This is a genomic window from Sphingobacterium allocomposti, assembly GCF_008124885.1.
Taxonomy (GTDB): Bacteria; Bacteroidota; Bacteroidia; order Sphingobacteriales; family Sphingobacteriaceae; genus Sphingobacterium; species Sphingobacterium allocomposti.
Genome location: NZ_VNHX01000036.1, coordinates 1 through 20,807, shown reverse-complemented (window position 1 = coordinate 20,807; position 20,807 = coordinate 1). Strand labels below are relative to the sequence as shown.

The 20,807-nt window shown below is 47.6% G+C and carries 19 protein-coding genes and 1 tRNA gene; 8 read left to right on the top strand and 12 right to left on the bottom strand.

Annotation, left to right across the window (positions count from 1 at the left end; genetic code table 11):
- Nucleotides 1–272: 272 nt before the first annotated feature.
- A complete protein-coding gene (pfkA, locus tag BC792_RS17755) occupies nucleotides 273–1,247 on the top strand; it encodes a 6-phosphofructokinase (protein WP_148910363.1) in 975 nt (324 codons plus the stop codon).
- Between the two features lie 64 nt (nucleotides 1,248–1,311).
- Here the strand turns inward: pfkA and BC792_RS17750 are convergent, their stop codons facing one another.
- The 4 genes from BC792_RS17750 to BC792_RS17735 form a co-directional block, all read right to left on the bottom strand.
- Entirely contained in the window at nucleotides 1,312–2,451 is a 1,140-nt protein-coding gene (locus tag BC792_RS17750; protein ID WP_148910362.1) for a TlpA disulfide reductase family protein, read from the bottom strand.
- Nucleotides 2,452–2,519: 68 nt separating this feature from the next.
- Entirely contained in the window at nucleotides 2,520–3,338 is an 819-nt protein-coding gene (locus BC792_RS17745) for a TPM domain-containing protein (protein ID WP_148910361.1), read from the bottom strand.
- Between the two features lie 7 nt (nucleotides 3,339–3,345).
- Nucleotides 3,346–3,780: a TPM domain-containing protein gene (locus BC792_RS17740; protein ID WP_148910360.1), complete on the bottom strand. Its 435-nt coding sequence runs from the start codon at nucleotides 3,778–3,780 to the stop codon at nucleotides 3,346–3,348.
- A gap of 163 nt (nucleotides 3,781–3,943) precedes the next feature.
- Nucleotides 3,944–4,522, bottom strand: coding sequence for a LemA family protein (locus tag BC792_RS17735; protein WP_148910359.1), 579 nt, complete (start codon nucleotides 4,520–4,522; stop codon nucleotides 3,944–3,946).
- Nucleotides 4,523–4,685: 163 nt separating this feature from the next.
- Here BC792_RS17735 and BC792_RS17730 point away from each other — a divergent pair, with 163 nt between their 5' ends.
- Nucleotides 4,686–6,227 carry an NAD(P)/FAD-dependent oxidoreductase gene (locus tag BC792_RS17730; RefSeq protein ID WP_148910358.1) on the top strand — a complete coding sequence of 514 codons (1,542 nt, stop codon included), beginning with the start codon at nucleotides 4,686–4,688 and terminating at the stop codon, nucleotides 6,225–6,227.
- A gap of 420 nt (nucleotides 6,228–6,647) precedes the next feature.
- Nucleotides 6,648–6,720: transfer RNA gene (locus BC792_RS17725), tRNA-Gly, on the top strand.
- A 296-nt stretch (nucleotides 6,721–7,016) separates the two neighbouring features.
- On the opposite strand, the gene sufD is transcribed toward BC792_RS17725, so the two are convergent.
- From sufD to sufB, 3 genes are all read right to left on the bottom strand, one after another.
- Complete coding sequence (gene sufD, locus BC792_RS17720; RefSeq protein ID WP_246155178.1) at nucleotides 7,017–8,324, bottom strand: Fe-S cluster assembly protein SufD; 1,308 nt, start codon at nucleotides 8,322–8,324, stop codon at nucleotides 7,017–7,019.
- Nucleotides 8,325–8,370: 46 nt separating this feature from the next.
- Complete coding sequence (sufC, locus tag BC792_RS17715) at nucleotides 8,371–9,129, bottom strand: Fe-S cluster assembly ATPase SufC (protein ID WP_148910356.1); 759 nt, start codon at nucleotides 9,127–9,129, stop codon at nucleotides 8,371–8,373.
- 66 nt (nucleotides 9,130–9,195) lie between these two features.
- The gene (gene sufB, locus BC792_RS17710) at nucleotides 9,196–10,647 is read right to left on the bottom strand and encodes a Fe-S cluster assembly protein SufB (RefSeq protein WP_148910355.1); all 1,452 of its coding nucleotides are present in this window, start codon (nucleotides 10,645–10,647) and stop codon (nucleotides 9,196–9,198) included.
- Nucleotides 10,648–10,977: 330 nt separating this feature from the next.
- Between sufB and BC792_RS17705 the strand changes: the two genes are divergently transcribed.
- Together BC792_RS17705 and BC792_RS17700 are read left to right on the top strand one after the other, a co-directional pair.
- On the top strand, nucleotides 10,978–11,448 hold the full coding sequence (locus tag BC792_RS17705; RefSeq protein WP_148910354.1) for an Lrp/AsnC family transcriptional regulator: 471 nt from the start codon (nucleotides 10,978–10,980) through the stop codon (nucleotides 11,446–11,448).
- A gap of 10 nt (nucleotides 11,449–11,458) precedes the next feature.
- Entirely contained in the window at nucleotides 11,459–12,538 is a 1,080-nt protein-coding gene (locus BC792_RS17700) for a DUF6695 family protein (RefSeq protein WP_148910353.1), read from the top strand.
- Here BC792_RS17700 and ung read toward each other — a convergent pair.
- Nucleotides 12,535–13,206, bottom strand: a complete 672-nt coding sequence (ung, locus tag BC792_RS17695) for a uracil-DNA glycosylase (RefSeq protein WP_148910352.1) — start codon at nucleotides 13,204–13,206, stop codon at nucleotides 12,535–12,537. The genes BC792_RS17700 and ung overlap by 4 nt on opposite strands.
- A gap of 97 nt (nucleotides 13,207–13,303) precedes the next feature.
- On the opposite strand from ung, the gene BC792_RS17690 reads away from it, so the two are divergent.
- Entirely contained in the window at nucleotides 13,304–13,843 is a 540-nt protein-coding gene (locus BC792_RS17690) for a tetratricopeptide repeat protein (RefSeq protein ID WP_148910351.1), read from the top strand.
- 95 nt (nucleotides 13,844–13,938) lie between these two features.
- Here BC792_RS17690 and BC792_RS17685 read toward each other — a convergent pair whose 3' ends face one another.
- Together BC792_RS17685 and BC792_RS17680 are read right to left on the bottom strand one after the other, a co-directional pair.
- Nucleotides 13,939–14,409 carry a hypothetical protein gene (locus BC792_RS17685; protein ID WP_148910350.1) on the bottom strand — a complete coding sequence of 157 codons (471 nt, stop codon included), beginning with the start codon at nucleotides 14,407–14,409 and terminating at the stop codon, nucleotides 13,939–13,941.
- A 5-nt stretch (nucleotides 14,410–14,414) separates the two neighbouring features.
- Nucleotides 14,415–14,888, bottom strand: coding sequence for a DUF4293 domain-containing protein (locus tag BC792_RS17680; RefSeq protein WP_148910349.1), 474 nt, complete (start codon nucleotides 14,886–14,888; stop codon nucleotides 14,415–14,417).
- A 341-nt stretch (nucleotides 14,889–15,229) separates the two neighbouring features.
- Between BC792_RS17680 and truA the strand changes: the two genes are divergently transcribed.
- Both truA and BC792_RS17670 read left to right on the top strand, forming a co-directional pair.
- A complete protein-coding gene (gene truA / locus BC792_RS17675; RefSeq protein ID WP_317131726.1) occupies nucleotides 15,230–16,000 on the top strand; it encodes a tRNA pseudouridine(38-40) synthase TruA in 771 nt (256 codons plus the stop codon).
- A complete protein-coding gene (locus BC792_RS17670; RefSeq protein ID WP_148910348.1) occupies nucleotides 15,997–17,760 on the top strand; it encodes an ABC transporter ATP-binding protein in 1,764 nt (587 codons plus the stop codon). Before truA ends, BC792_RS17670 begins: the two co-directional genes overlap by 4 nt.
- 154 nt (nucleotides 17,761–17,914) lie before the next feature.
- Here the strand turns inward: BC792_RS17670 and BC792_RS17665 are convergent, their stop codons facing one another.
- Both BC792_RS17665 and BC792_RS17660 read right to left on the bottom strand, forming a co-directional pair.
- A complete protein-coding gene (locus BC792_RS17665) occupies nucleotides 17,915–20,032 on the bottom strand; it encodes a M3 family metallopeptidase (protein ID WP_148910347.1) in 2,118 nt (705 codons plus the stop codon).
- 245 nt (nucleotides 20,033–20,277) lie between these two features.
- Nucleotides 20,278–20,610 (bottom strand): Rieske (2Fe-2S) protein, encoded by a 333-nt coding sequence (locus BC792_RS17660; protein ID WP_148910346.1) that lies wholly within the window; start codon nucleotides 20,608–20,610, stop codon nucleotides 20,278–20,280.
- Between the last annotated feature and the right edge of the window lie 197 nt (nucleotides 20,611–20,807).

Sequence of the window (20,807 nt, the reverse complement as noted above, 5' to 3'; positions counted from 1 at the left end):
GACGGAAATGTGCTGCTGCCTCCGAGCGGCGCCGACTACGACGTCGACAGCTATGCTAATTTCCTGCAGAGGGGAATAGATGCATTTAAGAAGAAATCATCATCGACGCCATAACACAGAGCGCTATGACTGATGCGAAAAATCAGTAATGTCGATTCAGCACAAACGCTACACAGCTTTTCCCATGGCCGGAGCGACTGGACACGTATCGGACAGGAGGCTTATATTATACCAATGAATATGTACACATATAAATAAAATAACTATTATATATGAAAAAGATCGAAAATATTGCTGTTTTAACTTCGGGAGGCGACGCGCCGGGTATGAACGCCGCTATACGGGCAGTAGTCAGAGCCGGCATTTATAATGGCCTCAACGTCTTCGGTATACGTAGAGGTTATGACGGTCTGGTACATGGCGATATTATTCCGATGGATGCAAAATCTGTTGCTAACATCATCCAACGGGGAGGTACAGTCTTAAAAACAGCCAGAAGCGACGAGTTTAGAACATACGAAGGACGTCGGCAGGCATTTGAAAATATTCAGAAATTAGGCATCGATGCGCTCGTGGTCATCGGTGGGGACGGCACCTTCACGGGAGCCTCTAAGTTTATCGAGGAGTTCGACATTCCTATCATCGGTATTCCCGGCACGATCGACAATGACCTAGCGGGCACCGATTTCACGATCGGTTATGATACTGCAATCAACACCGTCGTCGATGCGGTGGACAAGATCCGCGATACAGCTGAGTCGCACGACCGCCTATTTGTTGTCGAGGTGATGGGCCGCGACTCCGGCCTGATTGCTCTGCGTTCAGGAATCAGCACAGGCGCTGAAGCCGTTCTTATCCCCGAACTGGAGGTAGATTACGACGCAATTATGAAGCGGTTGGACAAGACCCGTAAAAACAAGTCTTCGCGCATCATTATCGTTGCAGAGGGCGACAAAGAAGGAGGGCTTGTTGTTGCAGAAAAGATCCAGGAGAACTTTCCTCATTATGACGTCCGCGTCTCCATCCTTGGCCATATCCAGCGTGGAGGCAAGCCCACCTGTATGGACCGGGTATTGGCCAGCCGTCTAGGGGTGGCTTCTGTGGAAGCGCTGTTGGAAGGACGCCGTGGAGAAATGGCCGGCCTGATCTGTGGACAGGTACAATTCACCCCCTTCAGCAAAGCCATTAAGCACATCGACAAAATCAACGAAAACCTGACCAGGATTGTAGAGATCCTGTCTCTCTAAGCAAACAGAAAGAGGGAGTACGATATACGCACTCCCTCTTCTATTCACTTACGTCCGTTATTTGCTATTTTAGAATTTCCTGCAGTTTTTCTTCCAGTTTTTCTCCACGCAGATTGGAGGCTACGATTTTACCGGCCGGGTCAATCAGATAGTTCTGCGGGATACCGCGGATAGCGTACAGTTCGACCACCGGCGAGTTCCAGAACTGCAGATCAGACACCTGTGGCCATTGCCCCAGTCCGTCGTCTTCTATGGCTTTCAACCAATCTTCTTTTTTACCGGGACGGTCTAAAGAAACTCCTAATACAGTAAAATTTTTGTCTTTGAACTTGTTAAAAGCGGCCACCACATTCGGGTTTTCATGGCGGCAGGGACCACACCAGCTTGCCCAGAAATCTACCAACACATATTTGCCTCGTAATGATGACAACGATAGGTTATTCCCCGCCGTGTCAGGAAGCGTGAAATCGGGCGCCAACGCGCCGACAGCAAGCTTCTCCATGCTGGCGATTTTCTCGCCTAAATCTTTCCCCAGCGGTGTAGATTTTAAATTCGATGACAAGGCCTCATACGCGGGCTTCGCGAAAGACGACACATTGTCGGGCGAGGCCAGTTCACTCAATACAGTTAAAGCCACGTAACTGTTCGGATTTTCCTTAACAAACGATTCATTCAGTGCCGTCTGTTTCTCATAAATTGCCTCTGCCTTCTTCTGTAAACCTCCAATAAATGCTTCGTCCTGCTTCTTGTCGTCCGGAGCCGCTTGATATTCCGCATCCAATGCCGCGAAGCCGTCGTTTACCGCTTGTAGGGATGCCTTATATTTGGAGAAGTCGTCGTTCACCGGATTGCCGCTGCTTGTCGCACTGGCGAAGTCAGCTCCTTCAAACTTGATAACGCCTTTCGCCAGGTACACAGCGTTCATCGGCGGGCGCTCGCCACTCTCGCGTAGCTGCGACATCGTTTTTCCATCGGCAGACAAAAACAACATTGCCTGCGTTGGCTGAGACACCGATCCCTGGTAGGTAAAGGTTCCGTTGTTTATCGTCACCGAGTCCAACGCATTCTGCCCACCATCTCTATATTGGATAAATACTTTCGCACCCGGCTGTGTCTGCCCTATTTTACCATTTAAGGTAAAGTCCTCCTGTGCAAACAGCACCAAGGGAACCATGCCCACGCCCATTAAAATTGCCTTTTTCATATGTACTTCAATTAAATTTCATTTTTTGATTTTCGCTCCGCTGATCCTATACGCCTGCTATGCTGCCATTACCAACGGCCGCTGGCGCCTCCGCCACCAAAGCCACCGCCGCCAAATCCACCAAAACCGCCTCCGCCACCGCCGAAGCCGCCACCACCGCCGAAGCCACCGCCTCCACCGCCGCCGCGGCCCAGACTGTTCAGCAAGGTCCACCAGAATAGCTCGGATGAGCCGCGCCCGGTCATTACCCGACCTCCGCGGTTTCCTCCTCCCCCGTTTTTTGAGACCAATACAATAAGGATAATGATCACGATGATAACCAGCATCACGGGTACACCGCCTCCTTCACGGCCCTCTGAACGCTTCGGATCCGCTTTGTACTCACCTTTGGTATAGGCAATGATGGCGTCCGTCGCTTTATCTAGCCCTCCATAATAATCCTGTCGCGTAAAGTGCGGCTTTATTTCGTTCTGGATGATGCGGTAGGCGATAATGTCCGGCAATGCACCTTCCATCCCGTATCCCGTCTGAATGGTTACAGCGCGGTCGTTAATGGCTGCTAATAGCATGACGCCGTTATTGTACTTCTTCCCGCCAACACCCCACTTTTTTCCGAGTCGGACCGCATAATCCGCGACATCGTAACCCTCGGTAGAGTTCACCAGCACGACAGCGATCTGGTTTGACGTTGTATCCTCAAATGCGAGGAGCTTATCCTCCAATGCCTGTAGCTCGCCGCGATTCAGCACGCCGGCATAGTCGGATACGAGCCGGTTCGGGGCCTCGGGAAGGTTCTGGGCAGAAAGCTGTAGCCCCACCGATACAATCAACAGAAGTAGTATACTAATTTTTCCTAGCGCCGTTCTGGCTATTTTTAAGGATTTCATGAAACTGCTAATTTTTTCCAAAATAAATATCGTCTGGAAGTTCGTTGATATCGTCTGCTCGTCGTGGAAAATACGTTTTTAGTTGCTCCCCAATGTGCTGAATGCCGACGATGAGACCCTGCACTAAATCGCCCTGCCTAAACAAAACAGCCATCTGCTCTTTGGTTTCATCCCAAAAGTCAGGCCCTACATACTTGTCAATACCTGCGTCGCCTATGATGGCAAAAGCATGATCGTCGGTAGCCAAATAAATAAGAACACCGTTTTTTTGCACGGTCTGCTGCATATTCAGTTTACGGAAATAGCGTACTGCCGCTTCCATTGCCGACGGCTCCGAAAGCTTCTTATCGATTACCAGCCGGATTTCGCCTGAGGTCTGCGCCTCCGCGAGACTTATCGTCTGTACGATCCGATCTTGGTCTTCTGTTGAAAATATGTCCATTGCATTTATCTAAACAAACTATATAGCCGTTAACGCCTGCGCACCACTATATACAAATCATATCCCCCGCGTTCTCGAAAGGCACTGTTCCGCCATTCAGAAAAAAAGATGAATAGAAAGTACATCTCTACTTTCCTATTCATCTTCTTCCACGTTTTTCAATTTAAAACGACACCGTCGGTGCTTTGTCTGCACCTTCCGCGGCCTTAAATGTCCCTTTCGCTTTAAAACCGAACATGCCGGCCATTAAATTATTCGGGAAGCTCCGAACGGTTGTGTTATAGTCCTGTACGGCGTCGTTATACGCTTTCCGTTCGACGGCAATCCTGTTCTCGGTTCCTTCCAGCTGCACCTGAAGTTCCTGAAAGTTGGCATTGGCTTTCAGGTCTGGATACGCCTCGACACTTACCAAAAGGCGGCCAAGCGATTGCGACAAAGCATCCTGCGTTTGCTGAAAATTAGCAATAGCCTCTTCAGACAAGTTGGAGGGGTCCACCGATACTGACGTAGCTTTTGCCCGGGCTTCAACGACCGCCGTCAACGTCCCTTCCTCATGTTGTGCGGCTCCCTTCACGGTAGCTACCAGGTTTGGAATCAGATCAGCACGGCGCTGATAGGCATTCTCCACTTGTGCCCATTTGGCTTTCACATTCTCATCTTTGGATACCATCGTGTTGTATCCGCAAGAGCTAAAAGAAAGTGCCGTAAACAATCCCGCAATTGCAATTAATAATCTTTTCATGTGCAAAGTTTTAATCAATTTCTATAAAAGTAATAAAAATGTTTAATAACGGAAAGGCTATAACAAATCATATACCAAGCTCGCTGCAGCACACCATTTGGCACAGCACCAGACAATATGTACCTTTGTACACTTTTGGGATAAAAACCCAGCCATAAATTACATGCAGAAAGAGATTGAAATCGCGTTGGCTCCAGAATCTGTGCACGACGATGCACGAATCATCACCGCGGGGAGCAAACAGCTAAGAGTAAGCCCTGAGCGGATAAACGGCTTCCGGGTACGCAAACGTTCCATTGATGCGCGCGGTAAACAGGTACTGTTCCGCCTCCGCGTAGTCTTTTACATTGACGAAGCATATACCCCTCCTACATTTTTTTCGTCCATAAAGCGGGTGCACACCGCTGAGCCGGTCATTATTATCGGCGCCGGTCCCGCAGGATTATTTGCGGCCTATCGATGTTTGGAACGGGGACTCAAGCCTATTGTGCTCGAGCGGGGAAAGCCCGTAAAAGAGCGACGGCGGGATCTCGCTAAAATCAACCGGGAGGGCGTGGTAAATCCGGAGTCCAACTATTGCTTCGGCGAAGGAGGCGCGGGCACCTATTCGGATGGCAAGCTATACACGCGGTCGAACAAGCGTGGCGATGTACAGAAGGTACTTGAGATCTTTGTACAGCACGGGGCTACGGAAGATATCCTCGTCGACGCCCGTCCGCATATCGGAACAAACAAACTTCCACATATCATAGAAGATATGCGGAACACTATTCTCGAAAATGGCGGCGAGATCCGGTTTGACTGCAAGGTCACCGATATCCTGGCCGATTTTGGACAAGTAAGGGGGGTTAAAACGTCGGACGGGGATGTCGTGCGGGCCAGGCACGTCGTTGTTGCTACCGGCCATTCGGCGCGCGATATCTTTACGCTGTTCCGGCACAAAGGATGGCTGCTGGAGGCTAAACCTTTCGCCCTAGGTGTACGCATAGAACATCCCCAAGCCATTATCGACCAAGCGCAGTACCATTGTGCCGTCCGTCATGAAAACTTACCTCCGGCTTATTACAGTCTGGTTGAACAGGTAAAGGGACGCGGCGTTTTCTCGTTTTGCATGTGTCCGGGCGGCATCATTGCTCCATGCGCGACCGACCATCATGAGATTGTCGTCAACGGGTGGTCGCCGTCCAAACGCAACAATCCGCACGCCAACTCAGGTACGGTGATACAGATAAATCTCGAGGACGTTCCCGACGCATCGCATGACCCCTTCGCCTTACTGCACTTTCAACAGCAGATTGAGCATAGGGCTTTTCAACTCGGTGGCGGCGACTTGGTCGCTCCCGCGCAACGGATGGTAGATTTCGTAACCCAACGGGTTTCCAACACGCTTCCCGAGAATTCATATAGGCCGGGGACGCGGAGTGTCGATCTTAATGAGGTGCTACCATCATTCGTACACCGGGCCCTTCGAAAGGCACTTCCTATATTCGGAAAAAAGATGAACGGCTACTATACCAACGAGGCCATATTGGTCGGCGTCGAGTCGCGAACCTCCTCGCCTGTTCGCATTCCGCGCGACCGGGAAAGTTTGCAACACCCAGAGGTCGGTGGACTGTACCCATGCGGCGAAGGTGCCGGTTATGCAGGCGGAATTGTCTCTGCCGCAATAGATGGTATCAACTGTATCGACGCCATCCGACTCTAAAACAATAGTGTCTTCTTCTTTTGCGGGTATTCCCTGTAGAGTACAGTCCTTCCATGACAAAGGAGGTTGAATACATTCGCTTTTGCCGGGCAATTAAACCGTCCATAAAAATAGTGTATTTGAGTTTAGAATAATTCGAGAGATCTTCAGCTCAAACACGGTTATAACAGAGACTTTCTAGAGGGATAATAGAGGGTTCATAGAGGGTATATAGAGGTAAAGCTCTATATACCCTCTTTTATGGCTCAGCATATACTAAAAGATAACTCAATAATACTGGTGTCAGCGTACTATCTGCCTCGACCAACTCCGCCAAGGTGTCACCGCTTCAATTATCTTGCACTAGCAAAAGGAAGCACAATTATTTTAAAATACATATTGACAGCTATTCGTCAATTTGCTACCTTTGTTGCACAATCAGCGAAAGTAGCTCAGTTGGTAGAGCACAACCTTGCCAAGGTTGGGGTCGCGAGTTCGAATCTCGTCTTTCGCTCTGAAGGCTTCCTAAATAGGAAGCCTTTTTTTATGCACAATGACAGGGCTCGGAAGTAGTGAAAAGAAAGAGCTTCGACGCGGCCTCGTAGCTATCCAACAGCAAAGACCATTGAGCGCCCAGAGCTTGTGTGGAAACCGGGGCTCATAAACGGATAGGCAGCATATCTGCCATATCATTAGCGTAAGAAGATCGTAGCGCATTACGAAATCATTTAATTGCCATATAAACAAAGAGAGCGTCCGGTAGTGCACCAAACGCTCTCTTTCTAGAATATAGAAATGGAAAACTAATTGCTATTTTTTATCCAAGCCTTTCGCCACAAGATCCTCGACATAACCGCGTACAATGTCATTGGAAAAGCGGGATGTCACATCGAAAGCGAAAGCATGAACCAACAGTACGCGGGCCGATTCTTCCCCTATACCGCGCGCACGCAGGTAAAATAAGGCCTCGTCGTCAAACTGTCCCATAGTACATCCATGCGAACATTTCACGTCATCCGCAAATATCTCGAGCTGCGGCTTGGTGTAGACCGTCGATTTATCCCCTATCAACATATTGTTGTTCTGCTGGAAGGCGTTGGTCTTCTGCGCGTCTTCGCGGACAAATATCTTACCGTTAAATACTGCTGTCGATTCGTCCTGTGGAATATTTTTGTACCATTCATAGGATTCGCAATATGGTTTCATGTGGTCCACGACAGTATGATTATCCACGAACTGCTTACCCGACGTCAGGTTAATTCCATACAAGTGGGATTCCACGTTTTCGGCATCAAGGCGTACATTAATATTGTTCCTTATGAACGCCGCTCCGGGCAGATTACAGTTGTAGTGATTATATAGGCTATGACGTTCTTGATATACTTCAGTGTGCTGTACATAGCTACTTACATTGCCTGCCACTTGTAAGTAATAGTGCTGAACCTTGGCATTTTCCTGCACAACGACCTCCGTAACCTTATTGTTTAGATTGTTGGCCGTTCCTTCGGATGTAATGAAAGATTCAATGATTTCCACCTCGGCGCCGGACTCCACGACGATAAGATTACGTGTCTGTGCGAAAAAGCTAGATTCCCCGGTTGCAACATGTACAATATGGATAGGCTTTGAAACCACTTTATTTTGTGCTACAGAAATGTATAGCCCGGCAGTATGAAGGGCCGTATTAAGCTGTACCAGTACATTGTCCGACTTGTCAGCATATTGGGCATAATGTTTCCGGAAGTTTTCCTCGTTATACGCCTCTTCAATCGGTTTTACAGTTAGTCCCGCCTCATCTTCTAAAGAAGAAAAAGCCAATACGTACTGGCCGTTGACCAACACAATCCGATGCGCGTCCAAACCGTCGATATCCGCCTTACTGGTATCGATATCATTGACGTCTACATCTGTTGCCAAGGCGTAGGCGGCGTTAACCAAACCATGTAGATTGGTATATTTCCATTCCTCGTTCTTCATGGTAGGAAATCCTTCTTTCTGGAAACGCCCGAAGGCCTGACGACGTAAATCCGTCAAATCGGCAGGAGCCCTATGACCTTCCTGATCGTGGAAAGCAGCTACCAACTGATGATATAATGAATCTGCTACTACTGTACTCATGTTATTGTTTGTCAATCCGCTACTAAAGTTATCCATCGATAATTAATTAGACGGTTTGCGTATCGTATTCTTTTAACCAATCGTACCCTTTTTCTTCGAGTTCCAATGCAAGTTCTTTCGGGCCGGTCTTCACAATCCGTCCGTTATAAAGCACATGCACAAAGTCGGGCACGATGTAATCGAGCAGGCGCTGATAATGGGTGATGACGACGAAGGCATTGTCGGCTGAGCGCAGTTGATTTACGCCGTTGGCGACGATACGTAGCGCATCGATGTCCAAACCAGAGTCGGTTTCATCAAGAATCGCCAATTTTGGATTCAACATGGCCAGCTGAAAAATCTCGTTCCTTTTTTTCTCACCGCCTGAAAATCCTTCGTTCAGCGAACGATTGGCAAGATTGGCAGAAAACTCAACCAATTTCTGCTTCTCTTTCACCAGCTGCAAAAACTCTTTCGCTTCCATCGGAGGTAAGCCCCTATATTCACGAATATCGTTAACTGCCGTCTTCAAGAAATTGATGTTAGAAACTCCGGGAATTTCCACCGGATATTGAAAGGCAAGAAACAACCCCTCCCGGGCACGCTCTTCAGGAGCTAAATCCAAAAGATCAACCCCGTCCAGTAATGCGGAGCCTTCTGTCACTTCATAGGAGTCACGGCCAGCAAGAACGTTTCCTAAGGTACTCTTTCCTGCTCCGTTTGGTCCCATGATGGCGTGTACTTCGCCAGCTTTAACTTCGAGATTTAATCCTTTTAATATTTGTTTGTCTTCTACAGACGCGTGCAAATTCTTAATTGATAACATTTTCGTGTTGCTTAATATTTTCGGAAGCCCAAAAGGGCTTCCCTGTTACTTAATTCCAGATAAAGATTACCCCACTGATCCTTCCAGAGAGATAGCGAGAAGCTTCTGAGCCTCTACCGCGAACTCCATTGGCAATTGATTTAACACTTCTTTCGCGTACCCGTTTACGATAAGTCCGACAGCCTTCTCCGAATCGATTCCGCGCTGGTTTAGATAAAAGATCTGATCTTCGCCAATTTTGGACGTTGTTGCTTCATGTTCCAGCTTGGCTGTCCGGTTTTTGTTTTCAATATACGGGAACGTATGTGCGCCACAGCGGTCGCCGATCAGCAGGGAGTCGCATTGCGTAAAGTTACGCGCTTTGTCTGCATGCGGCCCTATTTTGACCAATCCTCTATAGCTGTTGTGACTTAATCCTGCCGATATACCTTTCGATACAATTTTGGAACGGGTGTTCTTACCGAGGTGTATCATCTTCGTACCCGTGTCGGCAATCTGCTTGTTCCGCGTCATCGCGACGGAATAGAACTCACCAACGGAATTATCTCCTTTGAGGATAACGCCGGGATACTTCCACGTGATGGCCGAGCCGGTCTCCACCTGTGTCCAGGAGATCTTGGCGTTGTCGCCTTTACAGATACCGCGTTTGGTAACGAAATTATAGATTCCTCCTTTTCCTTCTTTGTCGCCGGGGTACCAGTTTTGCACTGTCGAATATTTGATTTCCGCGTCGCGCTCTGCTATCAGTTCCACGACGGCCGCGTGCAATTGATTTTCGTCACGCATGGGTGCGGTACAGCCTTCAAGGTACGAAACATACGCTCCTTCGTCGGCAACGATTAAGGTCCGTTCAAATTGTCCGGTATTTTGTGCGTTAATCCGGAAGTACGTTGAAAGCTCCATGGGACAACGCACGCCTTTTGGCACATATACAAACGAGCCATCCGAAAATACGGCCGAATTCAATGCTGCGTAAATGTTATCCGTCTGGGGCACTACCGTTCCCAAATACTTGCGCACCAGTTCGGGATATTCCTGTACCGCTTCGCCAAAGGAACAAAAGATTACCCCTTGCTCCTTCAATTTCTCGCGAAAAGTCGTTTTCACAGAAACCGAATCAAAGACCGCATCAACCGCCACTACGCCGGCAAGCACCTTTTGTTCGTCCAGCGGAATACCGAGTTTCTCAAAAGTAGCCAAGAGCTCTGGATCTACCTCGTCCATGCTCTCGAGTTGCTTCTTAGCCTTCGGTGCCGCGTAATAAGAAATCTCCTGAAAATCAACCTCCGGATTGTCGAAATTCTGCCAAGCAGGCATTTTCATGGTTAAAAAGTGCCGAAACGCTTTTAGCCGCCACTCAAGTAACCATTCCGGTTCATTTTTTTTTGCGGAGATTAATCGAATGGTATCTTCATTAAGTCCTTTCGGAGCAATCTCCATTTCGATATCGGTCGTAAAACCGTACTTATATTCTTCGAGCTCCAGCTCTCTTAGTAATTCGTCGTCTTTGGTACTCATCTTGTTCCCCTTAATTTAATCGGCGATCCTACCTTTGTTTTGGACTACAAAGATACGATTTAATATACAATAAACTCCATTATAAAACCTCAGCCACGCCAGTTTTTGGTAAAAAAAATGACAAATGTCATTTCTTTGATATTATGGCCGTCCCGCAGGTTTTATTATGACATTAACGTGATTGCTATAAAAATTGAACCATAACCCAGCGGACATACTATAGATTTTGTTTATAATTTAAAATTTAAAACGGACATTTGCTGCACCAAATTTTATTCCGTATATTTACTTTTTGTAAAATATAATATCCACGAATAGCTGATTGTAAAAATGCCGTATCAACCCGATAAAACAGATTTAAAGATTCTCAAATTGTTACAGGAAAATGGACGGATTACGAACCTGCAACTGGCATCGAACATCGGTTTATCGCCTGCACCGACGTTAGAGCGAGTGCGCAAACTGGAGAACTCGGGCTTTATCAAAAGCTATCACGCCTTTGTCGACGAGGAAAAGCTGGGATTGGGGATCAAGTCGTTCATTCAAATATCATTGGATTTTCATACCCATAACGCCATTCCGGAATTCGTAGAGGCGGTAAAGGCCATCCCGGAAGTCACGGAATGTCACCACGTGACGGGGAACTGCGATTTTATTCTTAAAGTCTATGTCAAAGACATCAAAGCGTATGAGGGCGTAATTATGGAGAAAATAGCCAAAATTCCATTTGTCAAGACGTTTCAGACCATGATGATCATGTCGACAAGCAAGAAAGAACCGATCGTTCCTTTAGAATACTAAATCTCCTGCTATGCACGCCAACCCGGTAACCTATAACGACCTCGCTCTTATTCTTACTTGGCCCGATGCGACCATTCGGGGCGATGAAGCCTGGATGATGTTCTTCAAAAAAATTGGGATTGTTAAGAATCTCAACTTTAAAGTCGGTCATACCGGCATTGTGATCATCAAGCGCGAGACCGGCGAGATGCTTTTCTACGACTTTGGCCGTTATATAGCTCCCCGTGGATACGGACGTGCCCGTTCGAAGCTTTCCGATCCGGGACTGGAGATTAAATTAAAAGCAAAGTTCGATGATTTCCGCCTTACCAATTTAGAGGCCATCGTTGAGCAGCTCGAGCGCCAGAAACCCGCTATGTATGGCGAAGGGGTACTTTACTTTTCTATTGCCCGTGGCATTAACTTCGAGCAGGCAAAAGCATATGGGGACGACTGCGTTTACCAAGGCACGTTCCCCTATGGGGCGGTCGCTCCCAACAACAATAACTGTTCGCGTTTTATTGCGCGCATGCTCATGCGCTCTTCGAAGAAGTACACCTGGTACCATAGCATCAACCTTCCCGAAACGATCAAGGCAAGCCCGATAAGCAATGTTGTCAACGCCGTATCCGACCGCATGATTTACTCTTACACGCCGGAACAGGGACTTAGACATTTCCGCATGAACCGGTGGCAGTCCTTCGCCTTTTTACTTCGCCAGCTTGGCGACAATATCACCGCTCAGAAAGCTCAATTATTGCCGGATGACCTGATTATTGGATGTATGGACTATGCCTCAAAACCGATTTCCGTCCCCAAGGAAGCCCAGTATTTAGGTGGCGTAGGCGACGGCGCCTGGTTCTCCATACATGCGGCCCCGCGCCAGAGAGCCGTGGTAAAGCGGTTTACCTCAAAGGGCGAATTGGAATACATCATGCTTGGACAACCCGCAGAAGACATCGACTTCGCCGCTCCTTTTGATATCGCGTATGACAGCCACTTGCTTTTCACGCATGTCGTACAGCACGGACGGAAAATAAAAATCAACCATATTCAGCGTCTAACGGTAGAAGATTACGAGCTTAAAGACCTCAAGGAGCTCTACGCTTAGATCTGCCAGCGGATCGGATCTTTATGATGTTCGGCCAGATACGCATTTGCTTTAGAAAAGTGCCGGCATCCGAAGAAGCCGCGGTATACCGAGAGCGGAGAGGGGTGCACCGACTTCAGTATACAGTGCTTGTTTCCATCAATAAGTACAGTCTTTCGTTGGGCATAGCCGCCCCAAAGGATAAACACGACATGCTCTAAACGCTGGGAAATCAAATGAATTACCTGGTCTGTAAACTCTTCCCAACCCCGCTTTTGATGAGAGCCGGCCTGATGGGCCCGGACCGTTAACGTCGCGTTGAGCAAGAGAACACCCTGCTCTGCCCACGGAGTCAGATCGCCAGAGGATGGAACGGTAAAGCCCGGGATATCCGTCGCCAGTTCGGTATAAATATTTTTCAGTGACGGCGGCAACGGCATACCTTTGGGCACAGAAAAGGACAGCCCATGGGCCTGGCCGTCGTTATGGTATGGATCCTGCCCGAGTATGACCACCTTGATATCGTCAAACGGCGTCAGCTTAAACGCATTAAAAACGAGATGCTCGGGAGGAAAGACTATTCCGCTCTGCCGCTCTTGCTGAACAAAGGCAGACAGGCGGCGCATGAAATCCTGTCTAAACAGTGGTTTTAGAATAGCATTCCAGCTTGGGTGAAAACGCTCCGTCATAGCACAAATGTACAATTTTACAATTTTATCACCCAATCAAGTTGTATAACCACCAAAATAACCGGATATTTGTATCCAATTAAAGAAAAATTACAGTATGTCCAATATAGTTCGTATCATCCTGAGTAGTTTATTATTGATCGGCACCGTTGTTCTGTTCTGGTTCGGTCATTGGGGCTGGGGCATCCTCGGCATCCTTGTCACGATCCTTGCATGGGTGACTGTGTTTTTTAATGAAAATATGTTGCTGGCTCAGTGGTTTCTACGCAAAGAAAACATGACGAAAGCAGAAGGGTGGCTAAAGCGTATAAACAATTATGAAAAGCAGCTCATCTCTGCACAACATGGATACTACCATATGCTTCTAGGCATCATCGAATCTCAAAGGGCGCCCCTGCAGTCGGAGAAGTACTTCAAAAAGGCATTGTCGCTGGGACTCCACATGGACCACAACGTTGCGCTGGCAAAATTAAGCCTGGCAGGCGTCGCTATGGCCAAACGCAACAAACGCGAAGCCGAGAAGCTGTTGTCCGAAGCGAAGAAAGCGGATAAAAATAAGCTATTGGCAGACCAGATAAAGATGATGAAAGACCAGATGAGCTTAATGGATAAGCAGCAGTTTAGATATTCACGATAACATACAGAAGAAGCCAGCTTTTAGCTGGCTTCTTCTGTATGTTATAACCTCCACCGGACGCAGACGATAAGGTTTTCCAGCAGACGTTAGCTGGTTTACTCGCTTTGCGAAAAGGATGCTTGAAGATCAACCTCCTGTGTTGTAAATTTCCCTTCCTCTTTGCTATCTTCGAAAACCAGTAAAATGCTCTTCGGCACCCTGCCCTGCCAGTCTCCGACGGCTATATGAAGTGGAACAGGCACATCTTCCTCAAGCAAATAGTGAAGATAATTACGGCGCTCCTCTAAACGGATATGCACACGGCCCATTGTAATTGCTGAATAAAGATGTTTCTGTGCTGCGGTATCGACCAGCTGTGTCGCAAACGTGTTCAGCTTAAACTCCCGTGTGCCTCGCTGGTAGGATATTAAAAACAATTCTACCTTCAGCGTATCGCCGCTCCCGCTCATTGAAACAGACTTGACATCGACCTGTATATCATCGACAATATTCCCCACAGGGGCTTCCTGAGCCGCGGCGTCGCAGAAAAATAGTCCGCTCAGCAATAGAAATAGGAATACTCTCATGCTCGTTAGCGCAGCCGGTTAGCAGACTTGATCAATTTTTCGTCCTTCCGGATTCCCCCTATGGCCATACTCAGAAAAATTATCGCCAGCGGCAGTAGAAAAAAGCCCACACCGATATTTCCAGGCCGGATCTTTTGCGTGATCAAATTCAATACCGTGTCGGCGGAACTATACATCCAGAACCCCAATAGTGCGATTAAAAGCATTTCGACAAAAATAAAAACGATCTGTCTCTTCCTATTCTTGTAGAAGAACACAATGACGACAGGAAGAATAGCCACAACTCCCGCGTAAAATGCCAAAGCAAAGGTGCTCGACTCCCGCACGGACTCGTTGTTAAGCGATGAGTACGTTCCCGTAATAAAAATTTTCTTTCCAAGTCCCACCAGATCAATAAAACTCACATAGGGAAACACGAAGAGACCTAATAAGGTGACTGTTGCGGCTAATAACCACACTGTTTGTATACGTTGAATCATAATCTTATTTTAAACAGAGTAACAAACTTAGATAAATTAAATGTTGCTTGCAATATCCCCGTCCTGCTTAGGCAAATTTACTCCTCCCATTCGACGGGATCCTGTGTGTATCCGCCTGTGGACCGGGGCGCCGCAGCAATGGTATACTATCAACAAAAGAGTATCAATTTGGTTGACAAATTTATTGCTTTTTTTTCTGCCGCCTCCCAACGCAGTTTGTAAAGCAAATTCGCCGGACGGTCGTTGACCCCCAGCGGTCTGATTCTTAATTCTATTCCGTAATCAAATTGTTAGATTGTTCTTTACGATAAACAGCATACGCGACTTTTAGCTACCTTTGTGTGGTGGAAGATTTAATGCAACGCTTTTTTCTGGAAATTGCCTACGACGGAACGGCTTATCACGGCTGGCAGCTGCAGGATAATGCCGTAACGGTACAGCAACGTCTTAATGAGGCGCTTCAGAAGATAATCCGGCTGCCCGTCGAGACCGTCGGTGCGGGAAGGACGGATACCGGCGTTCATGCGAAACAGCTGTTCGTACACTTGGATGTGCCGGCGTCGCGTATCCCCGATGGGGGGCGTTTTTTACACTCGTTGAATGCTCTTTTGCCGCCCGACATTGCTGTCAAGCGCTTGCTGCCGGTCAATGCCGGAGCCCACGCGCGCTTTGACGCCATAGAACGCGCCTACGAGTATCATATACATTTTGAGAAGAACCCGTTTCTGGTTCACAGGTCATGGCAATTACGGGACCGTCCGAATGTAGAGGAGATGAACAGGGCGGCTGCCTATTTGCTGGGCACGCAGGACTTCGGGTGTTTTTCAAAGAGCCATACACAGGTTTTTACAAACATCTGTTCCGTGAAGAAAGCTGTATGGGAAGCCCAGGCAGAAGGGCTTGTGTTCCATATTGCCGCCGACCGGTTTCTCCGCAATATGGTGCGCGCCATTGTTGGCACACTGCTTGAAATTGGGCTAAAGCAAAAAGCGCCCGAGACAATATGTGACATCATCCGCAGTAAGGACCGCGCACAGGCAGGCACGTCAGTACCTGCCCATGGTTTATATTTAACAAAAGTTGTTTACCCTTATATAAGTGAATTGCCTTGAGTGAACAAACAATAACCGGGAAGACCTATGATACCAAACTCCTCCGGAGGATGGCGAGATACATGCGCCCCTACCAGGGCATTTTTTGGGCGTCTGTCATACTGACCATATTACTGGCCGCCGTGGCGCCTGCTCTTCCGATGCTGGTAGAATATACGCTCGACAAGTATATCTTACAGTCGGATTCGTCGGGTCTTACCTGGATGCTCATCGCCATGATGGCGCTGCTTATCGGGCAAACGATCATCCGCTACTACCATACCCTAACCACAAATGTACTCGGGCAAAATGTCATTCGCGACATCCGCATAGAGGTTTTCAACCATATTACGGGTTTACGGCTGAAATATTTCGATAATACGCCAATCGGAAAACTCATCACCCGAACGATCTCTGATCTGGAGACCATATCCAATATTTTTTCGCAGGGCCTGATACAGATCATTGGAGACCTGCTTCAGATGGTTGTCATCCTTGCGGTGATGTTTTATACCGATTGGAAACTGACACTTATTGTCCTGGTTCCCATGCCCCTGATGATCTGGGCGACTTATATATTCAAAGAGGCTATGAAGTCGGCGTTTATTGATGTGCGTAATTGGGTATCCAACTTAAACACATTTTTACAGGAACACATCAGTGGAATGGCCATTATTCAATATTTTTCCCGCGAAGAGCAGGAAATGCGAAAATTCGAGAAAATAAACCGCAATCACCGGGATGCACATATCCGGGCGAACTGGTATTTCTCCATTTTCTTTCCGGTTCTTGAAATTATATTGGCTATCGCTACCGGACTGCTTGTGTGGTACGGTTCTAAACAGATTTTAGCCAATGTCATCTCTCCGGGGGTGGTTGTTGCTTTTCTAATGTATATCAATATGATTTTCCGCCCTATACGAGAACTGATTGACAAGTTCAATACCTTACAAATGGGTATGGTATCGGCGGAACGGATCTTCGACGTGCTGGACACGGATGAACATACTCCGAATAACGGTACGATTGCTTCGGGCAACGTGATTGGTGAAATCGCCTTTGAGCATGTATGGTTCGCGTATAATGAGGAAAAATGGGTTTTAAAGGACGTAAGTTTCCAAGTACGTCGGGGAGAGACGTTGGCATTAGTCGGCGCCACGGGGGCGGGGAAGTCGTCAACTATCAACATCTTAAGCCGTTTCTACGAGATACAGCGGGGAAGTATCCTTCTTGATGGCCGGGACATCAGGGATTACGAACTAAATTACCTACGGAAACATATAGCGACCGTCTTGCAGGATGTTTTTCTGTTTGCTGACACAATTTTTAACAACATCACACTGCACAATCCGTCTATCTCTTTAGAGCAGGTGATCAAAGCGTCGAAAGATGTCGGTGCCTACGATTTTATCATGCAGCTACCCGGCGGTTTCGACTATCAGGTGCAAGAGCGGGGAGCTACGCTGTCGTCGGGACAAGCGCAGCTGATATCATTTATACGGGCATTGGTTCATGATCCTGCCATCTTGATCTTGGACGAGGCTACGTCGTCCATCGATACAGAGACCGAATTACTTATCCAGGCGGCTATCGACAAAATGATGGTGGGCCGTACCGCCATCGTCATCGCACACCGGCTCTCAACCATCCAAAAAGCAGACAAAATCATTGTATTTGACAAAGGAGAGATCAAAGAAATGGGGACACACAGCGAACTCCTATCCATCGACGGCCACTACCGGAAGTTGTACGAACTGCAGTTTAATTCGCTCGGCATCTAAAATACCCGTTTATAAATATATGACCTCCGCGAGGTCATTTTCTACGGAAGTCAGGTTATTATCTCTTTTGGCGCTCCCGTGAGTTTATGTTTAAAGAAAGAGGGCTGCACTTTCATCGCGCAGCCCTCTTTCTTGATGTTTGAGAACACACTTATTAATTTAATCCTCTTTTCTTCATGAGGTGAACAGGATCTGGATCAGCCCCCCGGAATTTCCTATACATTTCAGCGGGATTTCCGGTGCCTCCTCTTTCTAGAATATTCTTGCGGAAAGAGTTTGCTGTCGCCTCATCATACAACGATTTTTCCTTAAAGGCGGCAAATGCATCGGAGTCTAATACCTCTGACCAAATGTAGCTATAATAGCCGGCAGAATAGCCTCCGGAAAATATATGCTGGAAATAGGTGCTTCTATACCGGGGAATGATTGCATCGATAAGACCGATCTTCTTCATAGATGCCGCCTCGAAAGCGTCTGCACTATCCTGAATAGCTGCGGTACGGGCATGATAGTCAAGGTCAAGCAACGACGCCGCGAGATACTCTACCGTAGCAAATCCCTGATCGAAAGTACCGGCCTGCTGCATTTTTTGGATCAGCGAATCCGGAATTGCTTCCTTGGTTTTATAGTGCTTAGCATAGGATTTAAGCACTTCAGGATCGGCGGCCCAGTTTTCCATAATCTGGGATGGCAGCTCTACGAAGTCGCGGGGAACAGAGGTTCCTGCCAGGCTTCTGTATCGTACGTTAGAGAGCAACCCATGCAATGCGTGTCCAAATTCATGAAAGAGCGTTGTTGCCTCGTCGAACGTAAGCAGGGCTGGATTATCGCCCACGGGCTTGGTGAAATTACACACAATAGAGATGACAGGGGCAATGCGTTTGCCTCCCACAGTCGTCTGTGTCCTGTACGATGTCATCCATGCACCTCCCCTTTTAGATTCGCGTGGGAAGAAGTCTGCATATAGTAATCCCAGGTGAGACCCGTCTTTATCTTTAACTTCATATACCTCTACCTCCGGATGATACGTTGGCACATTGTTCAGCGCGATGAAAGTCAGCCCGAACAGCTTATTTGCGGTGGCGAACGCACCCTCACGAACCGCCGTCAGACTGAAATACGGCTTGATCTGCTCTTCATCCAGCGCATATCGACTTTTACGGATCTTCTCCTGATAGTACCGCCAGTCGTAAGGTGCCACACTAAACGTATCTTTGGCGGCCACGATTTCTTTTTGGATGTCCGCAGCTTCAACTTTAGCCTTTTCCAGGGCCGGTGCCCATATTTTATTCAAAAGAGCATAGACGTTTGCTGGATTTTCGGCCATCGATTCTTCCAGCACGTATGCCGCGTGTGAGGTGTAGCCCAGCAACTTGGCTTTTGCCAAACGCAGGTTTGCAATATCAATAAGGATCTTTTTATTATCGTGGTCGTTACCGTTGTTTCCTCTTTTCTGGTACGCATCCCATATTTGTTTTCTCAACGCTCTGTTGTCAGCGTATTGTAGAAATGGCATAACCGAAGGGTTCTGTAAGGTAAAGACCCATTTACCCTCTTTTCCTTTCGCTTTTGCTACCTCTGCCGCAGCAGCCTTAAGCGCGGAAGGAAGCCCCGCCAGGTCTTCTTCTTTTTCCACGACAAGCTCGTACGCATTTGTTTCGGCCAGAAGGTTCTGTCCAAATTGAGTTGTCAGGACAGACAGCTCCGAATTTATCTTTTTCAGTTTGTCTTTGTCTGCCGCGGAAAGATTCGCTCCCGACCGCACGAACCCTTTGTAGGTTTCTTCCAAGAGCTTTGTATCTTCCGCATCAAGCGCCAAGGAGGCTCTTTTATCATACACGACTTTTACGCGTGCAAAAAGCTTCTCGTTAAGGTAAATCTCATCGCGGTGTGCAGACAAAATAGGCGCCATGTCCTTCGCTATCGCCTGGATGGAATCGTTTGTGTTTGCGGAGTTGATATTAGAAAACACTGTCGATACATTATTTAACAGCGATCCTGCGTTTTCCAATGCTACAATCGTATTCTGAAAGCTAGGTTCATCGGTATTGTTAATAATAGAATCCACTTCCAGTTTATGTGCTTCCAGTGCCGCGTCAAATGCCGGCCGGTAGTGTTCTACCTTGATTTTATCGAATGGAGGAACCTGAAAAGGCGTTTCATAGGTCTGCAGTAGTGGGTTGTCTGATGTTTGGGCTTTATTTTGGTTTTGGCAGCCCACTACTACGGCTGCAATAACCAAACAAAAAGGTAAGAATTTTTTGCTACTCATTACTTTCGTTAATTTTCCATGCAAAGATACAGAATAATCCCTAGATATAAAGCTTTTGACCGAACCGCGGGAGGGACGGCAGATCCCGGCGAAGTATTTCGGCTTCCGGGAAGCCGTTCGTTATAGCGTGTGGCACGCATCATTGGGTCGGCTGGGCAACTTTCGGTCTGGAAAAACCAGCTGCACAAAACGCTTTCGGCTGGACTGTTCTCACCCTTTTTAGGAAAAATAATGTGCAGCGGGCATCAAAACCATCCCGCCCACCAGCTTTTGGGTATACCGACGTACCATCGGTTATCTTCTTTCTTGACAGGATATGTCCGGATGTAGTTGCCCTGATCCGGATCGCCCTTCCCCGTTACGATATCGAACTTGTGTCTATGATACGGACAGACCAGCTTGCCTGCCTCGCACCATCCACGGCTTAAATCCGCGCCGGCGTGGGGACATTTGGCGCCCGTGGCGTAGAGCTGCTTGTCCGATAAAATCAGGCAGATTGACTTTCCTCCGACGGTACGCTTTTCCACTTTACCTTCTTCCGCCGGTTCCGGAACCAAATACCATTCGTGCTTATCCATGCCTAAAGATAAACACAAAAAGAGGAACTGTCATGTGGCAAAAATGAAAAAAGAGCCTCTTGATAGGAGAGGGCACTGAAAAAGCCTCAATTTTTTAATGATATTTAAAGAAATGACTGAGTATAGGTGTTCCCTTACTCGGTCATTTTTGTTTAAAGGGTTTCTGGAAGTTTGTTTTTTAATTGTTTTACTGAGGG

Coding starts and splice junctions, on each gene's coding strand:
- BC792_RS17730 (WP_148910358.1), top strand. CDS start 4,686: ATGCAGAAAGAGATTGAAATCGCGTTGGCTCCAGAATCTGTGCACGAC.
- BC792_RS17690 (WP_148910351.1), top strand. CDS start 13,304: ATGTCCAATATAGTTCGTATCATCCTGAGTAGTTTATTATTGATCGGC.
- BC792_RS17750 (WP_148910362.1), bottom strand. CDS start 2,451: ATGAAAAAGGCAATTTTAATGGGCGTGGGCATGGTTCCCTTGGTGCTG.
- BC792_RS17740 (WP_148910360.1), bottom strand. CDS start 3,780: ATGGACATATTTTCAACAGAAGACCAAGATCGGATCGTACAGACGATA.
- BC792_RS17735 (WP_148910359.1), bottom strand. CDS start 4,522: ATGAAAAGATTATTAATTGCAATTGCGGGATTGTTTACGGCACTTTCT.
- sufB (WP_148910355.1), bottom strand. CDS start 10,647: ATGAGTACCAAAGACGACGAATTACTAAGAGAGCTGGAGCTCGAAGAA.
- BC792_RS17660 (WP_148910346.1), bottom strand. CDS start 20,610: ATGGATAAGCACGAATGGTATTTGGTTCCGGAACCGGCGGAAGAAGGT.
- BC792_RS17685 (WP_148910350.1), bottom strand. CDS start 14,409: ATGAGAGTATTCCTATTTCTATTGCTGAGCGGACTATTTTTCTGCGAC.
- pfkA (WP_148910363.1), top strand. CDS start 273: ATGAAAAAGATCGAAAATATTGCTGTTTTAACTTCGGGAGGCGACGCG.
- BC792_RS17700 (WP_148910353.1), top strand. CDS start 11,459: ATGCACGCCAACCCGGTAACCTATAACGACCTCGCTCTTATTCTTACT.
- BC792_RS17705 (WP_148910354.1), top strand. CDS start 10,978: ATGCCGTATCAACCCGATAAAACAGATTTAAAGATTCTCAAATTGTTA.
- sufC (WP_148910356.1), bottom strand. CDS start 9,129: ATGTTATCAATTAAGAATTTGCACGCGTCTGTAGAAGACAAACAAATA.
- ung (WP_148910352.1), bottom strand. CDS start 13,206: ATGACGGAGCGTTTTCACCCAAGCTGGAATGCTATTCTAAAACCACTG.
- BC792_RS17680 (WP_148910349.1), bottom strand. CDS start 14,888: ATGATTCAACGTATACAAACAGTGTGGTTATTAGCCGCAACAGTCACC.
- BC792_RS17665 (WP_148910347.1), bottom strand. CDS start 20,032: ATGAGTAGCAAAAAATTCTTACCTTTTTGTTTGGTTATTGCAGCCGTA.
- BC792_RS17745 (WP_148910361.1), bottom strand. CDS start 3,338: ATGAAATCCTTAAAAATAGCCAGAACGGCGCTAGGAAAAATTAGTATA.
- sufD (WP_246155178.1), bottom strand. CDS start 8,324: ATGAGTACAGTAGTAGCAGATTCATTATATCATCAGTTGGTAGCTGCT.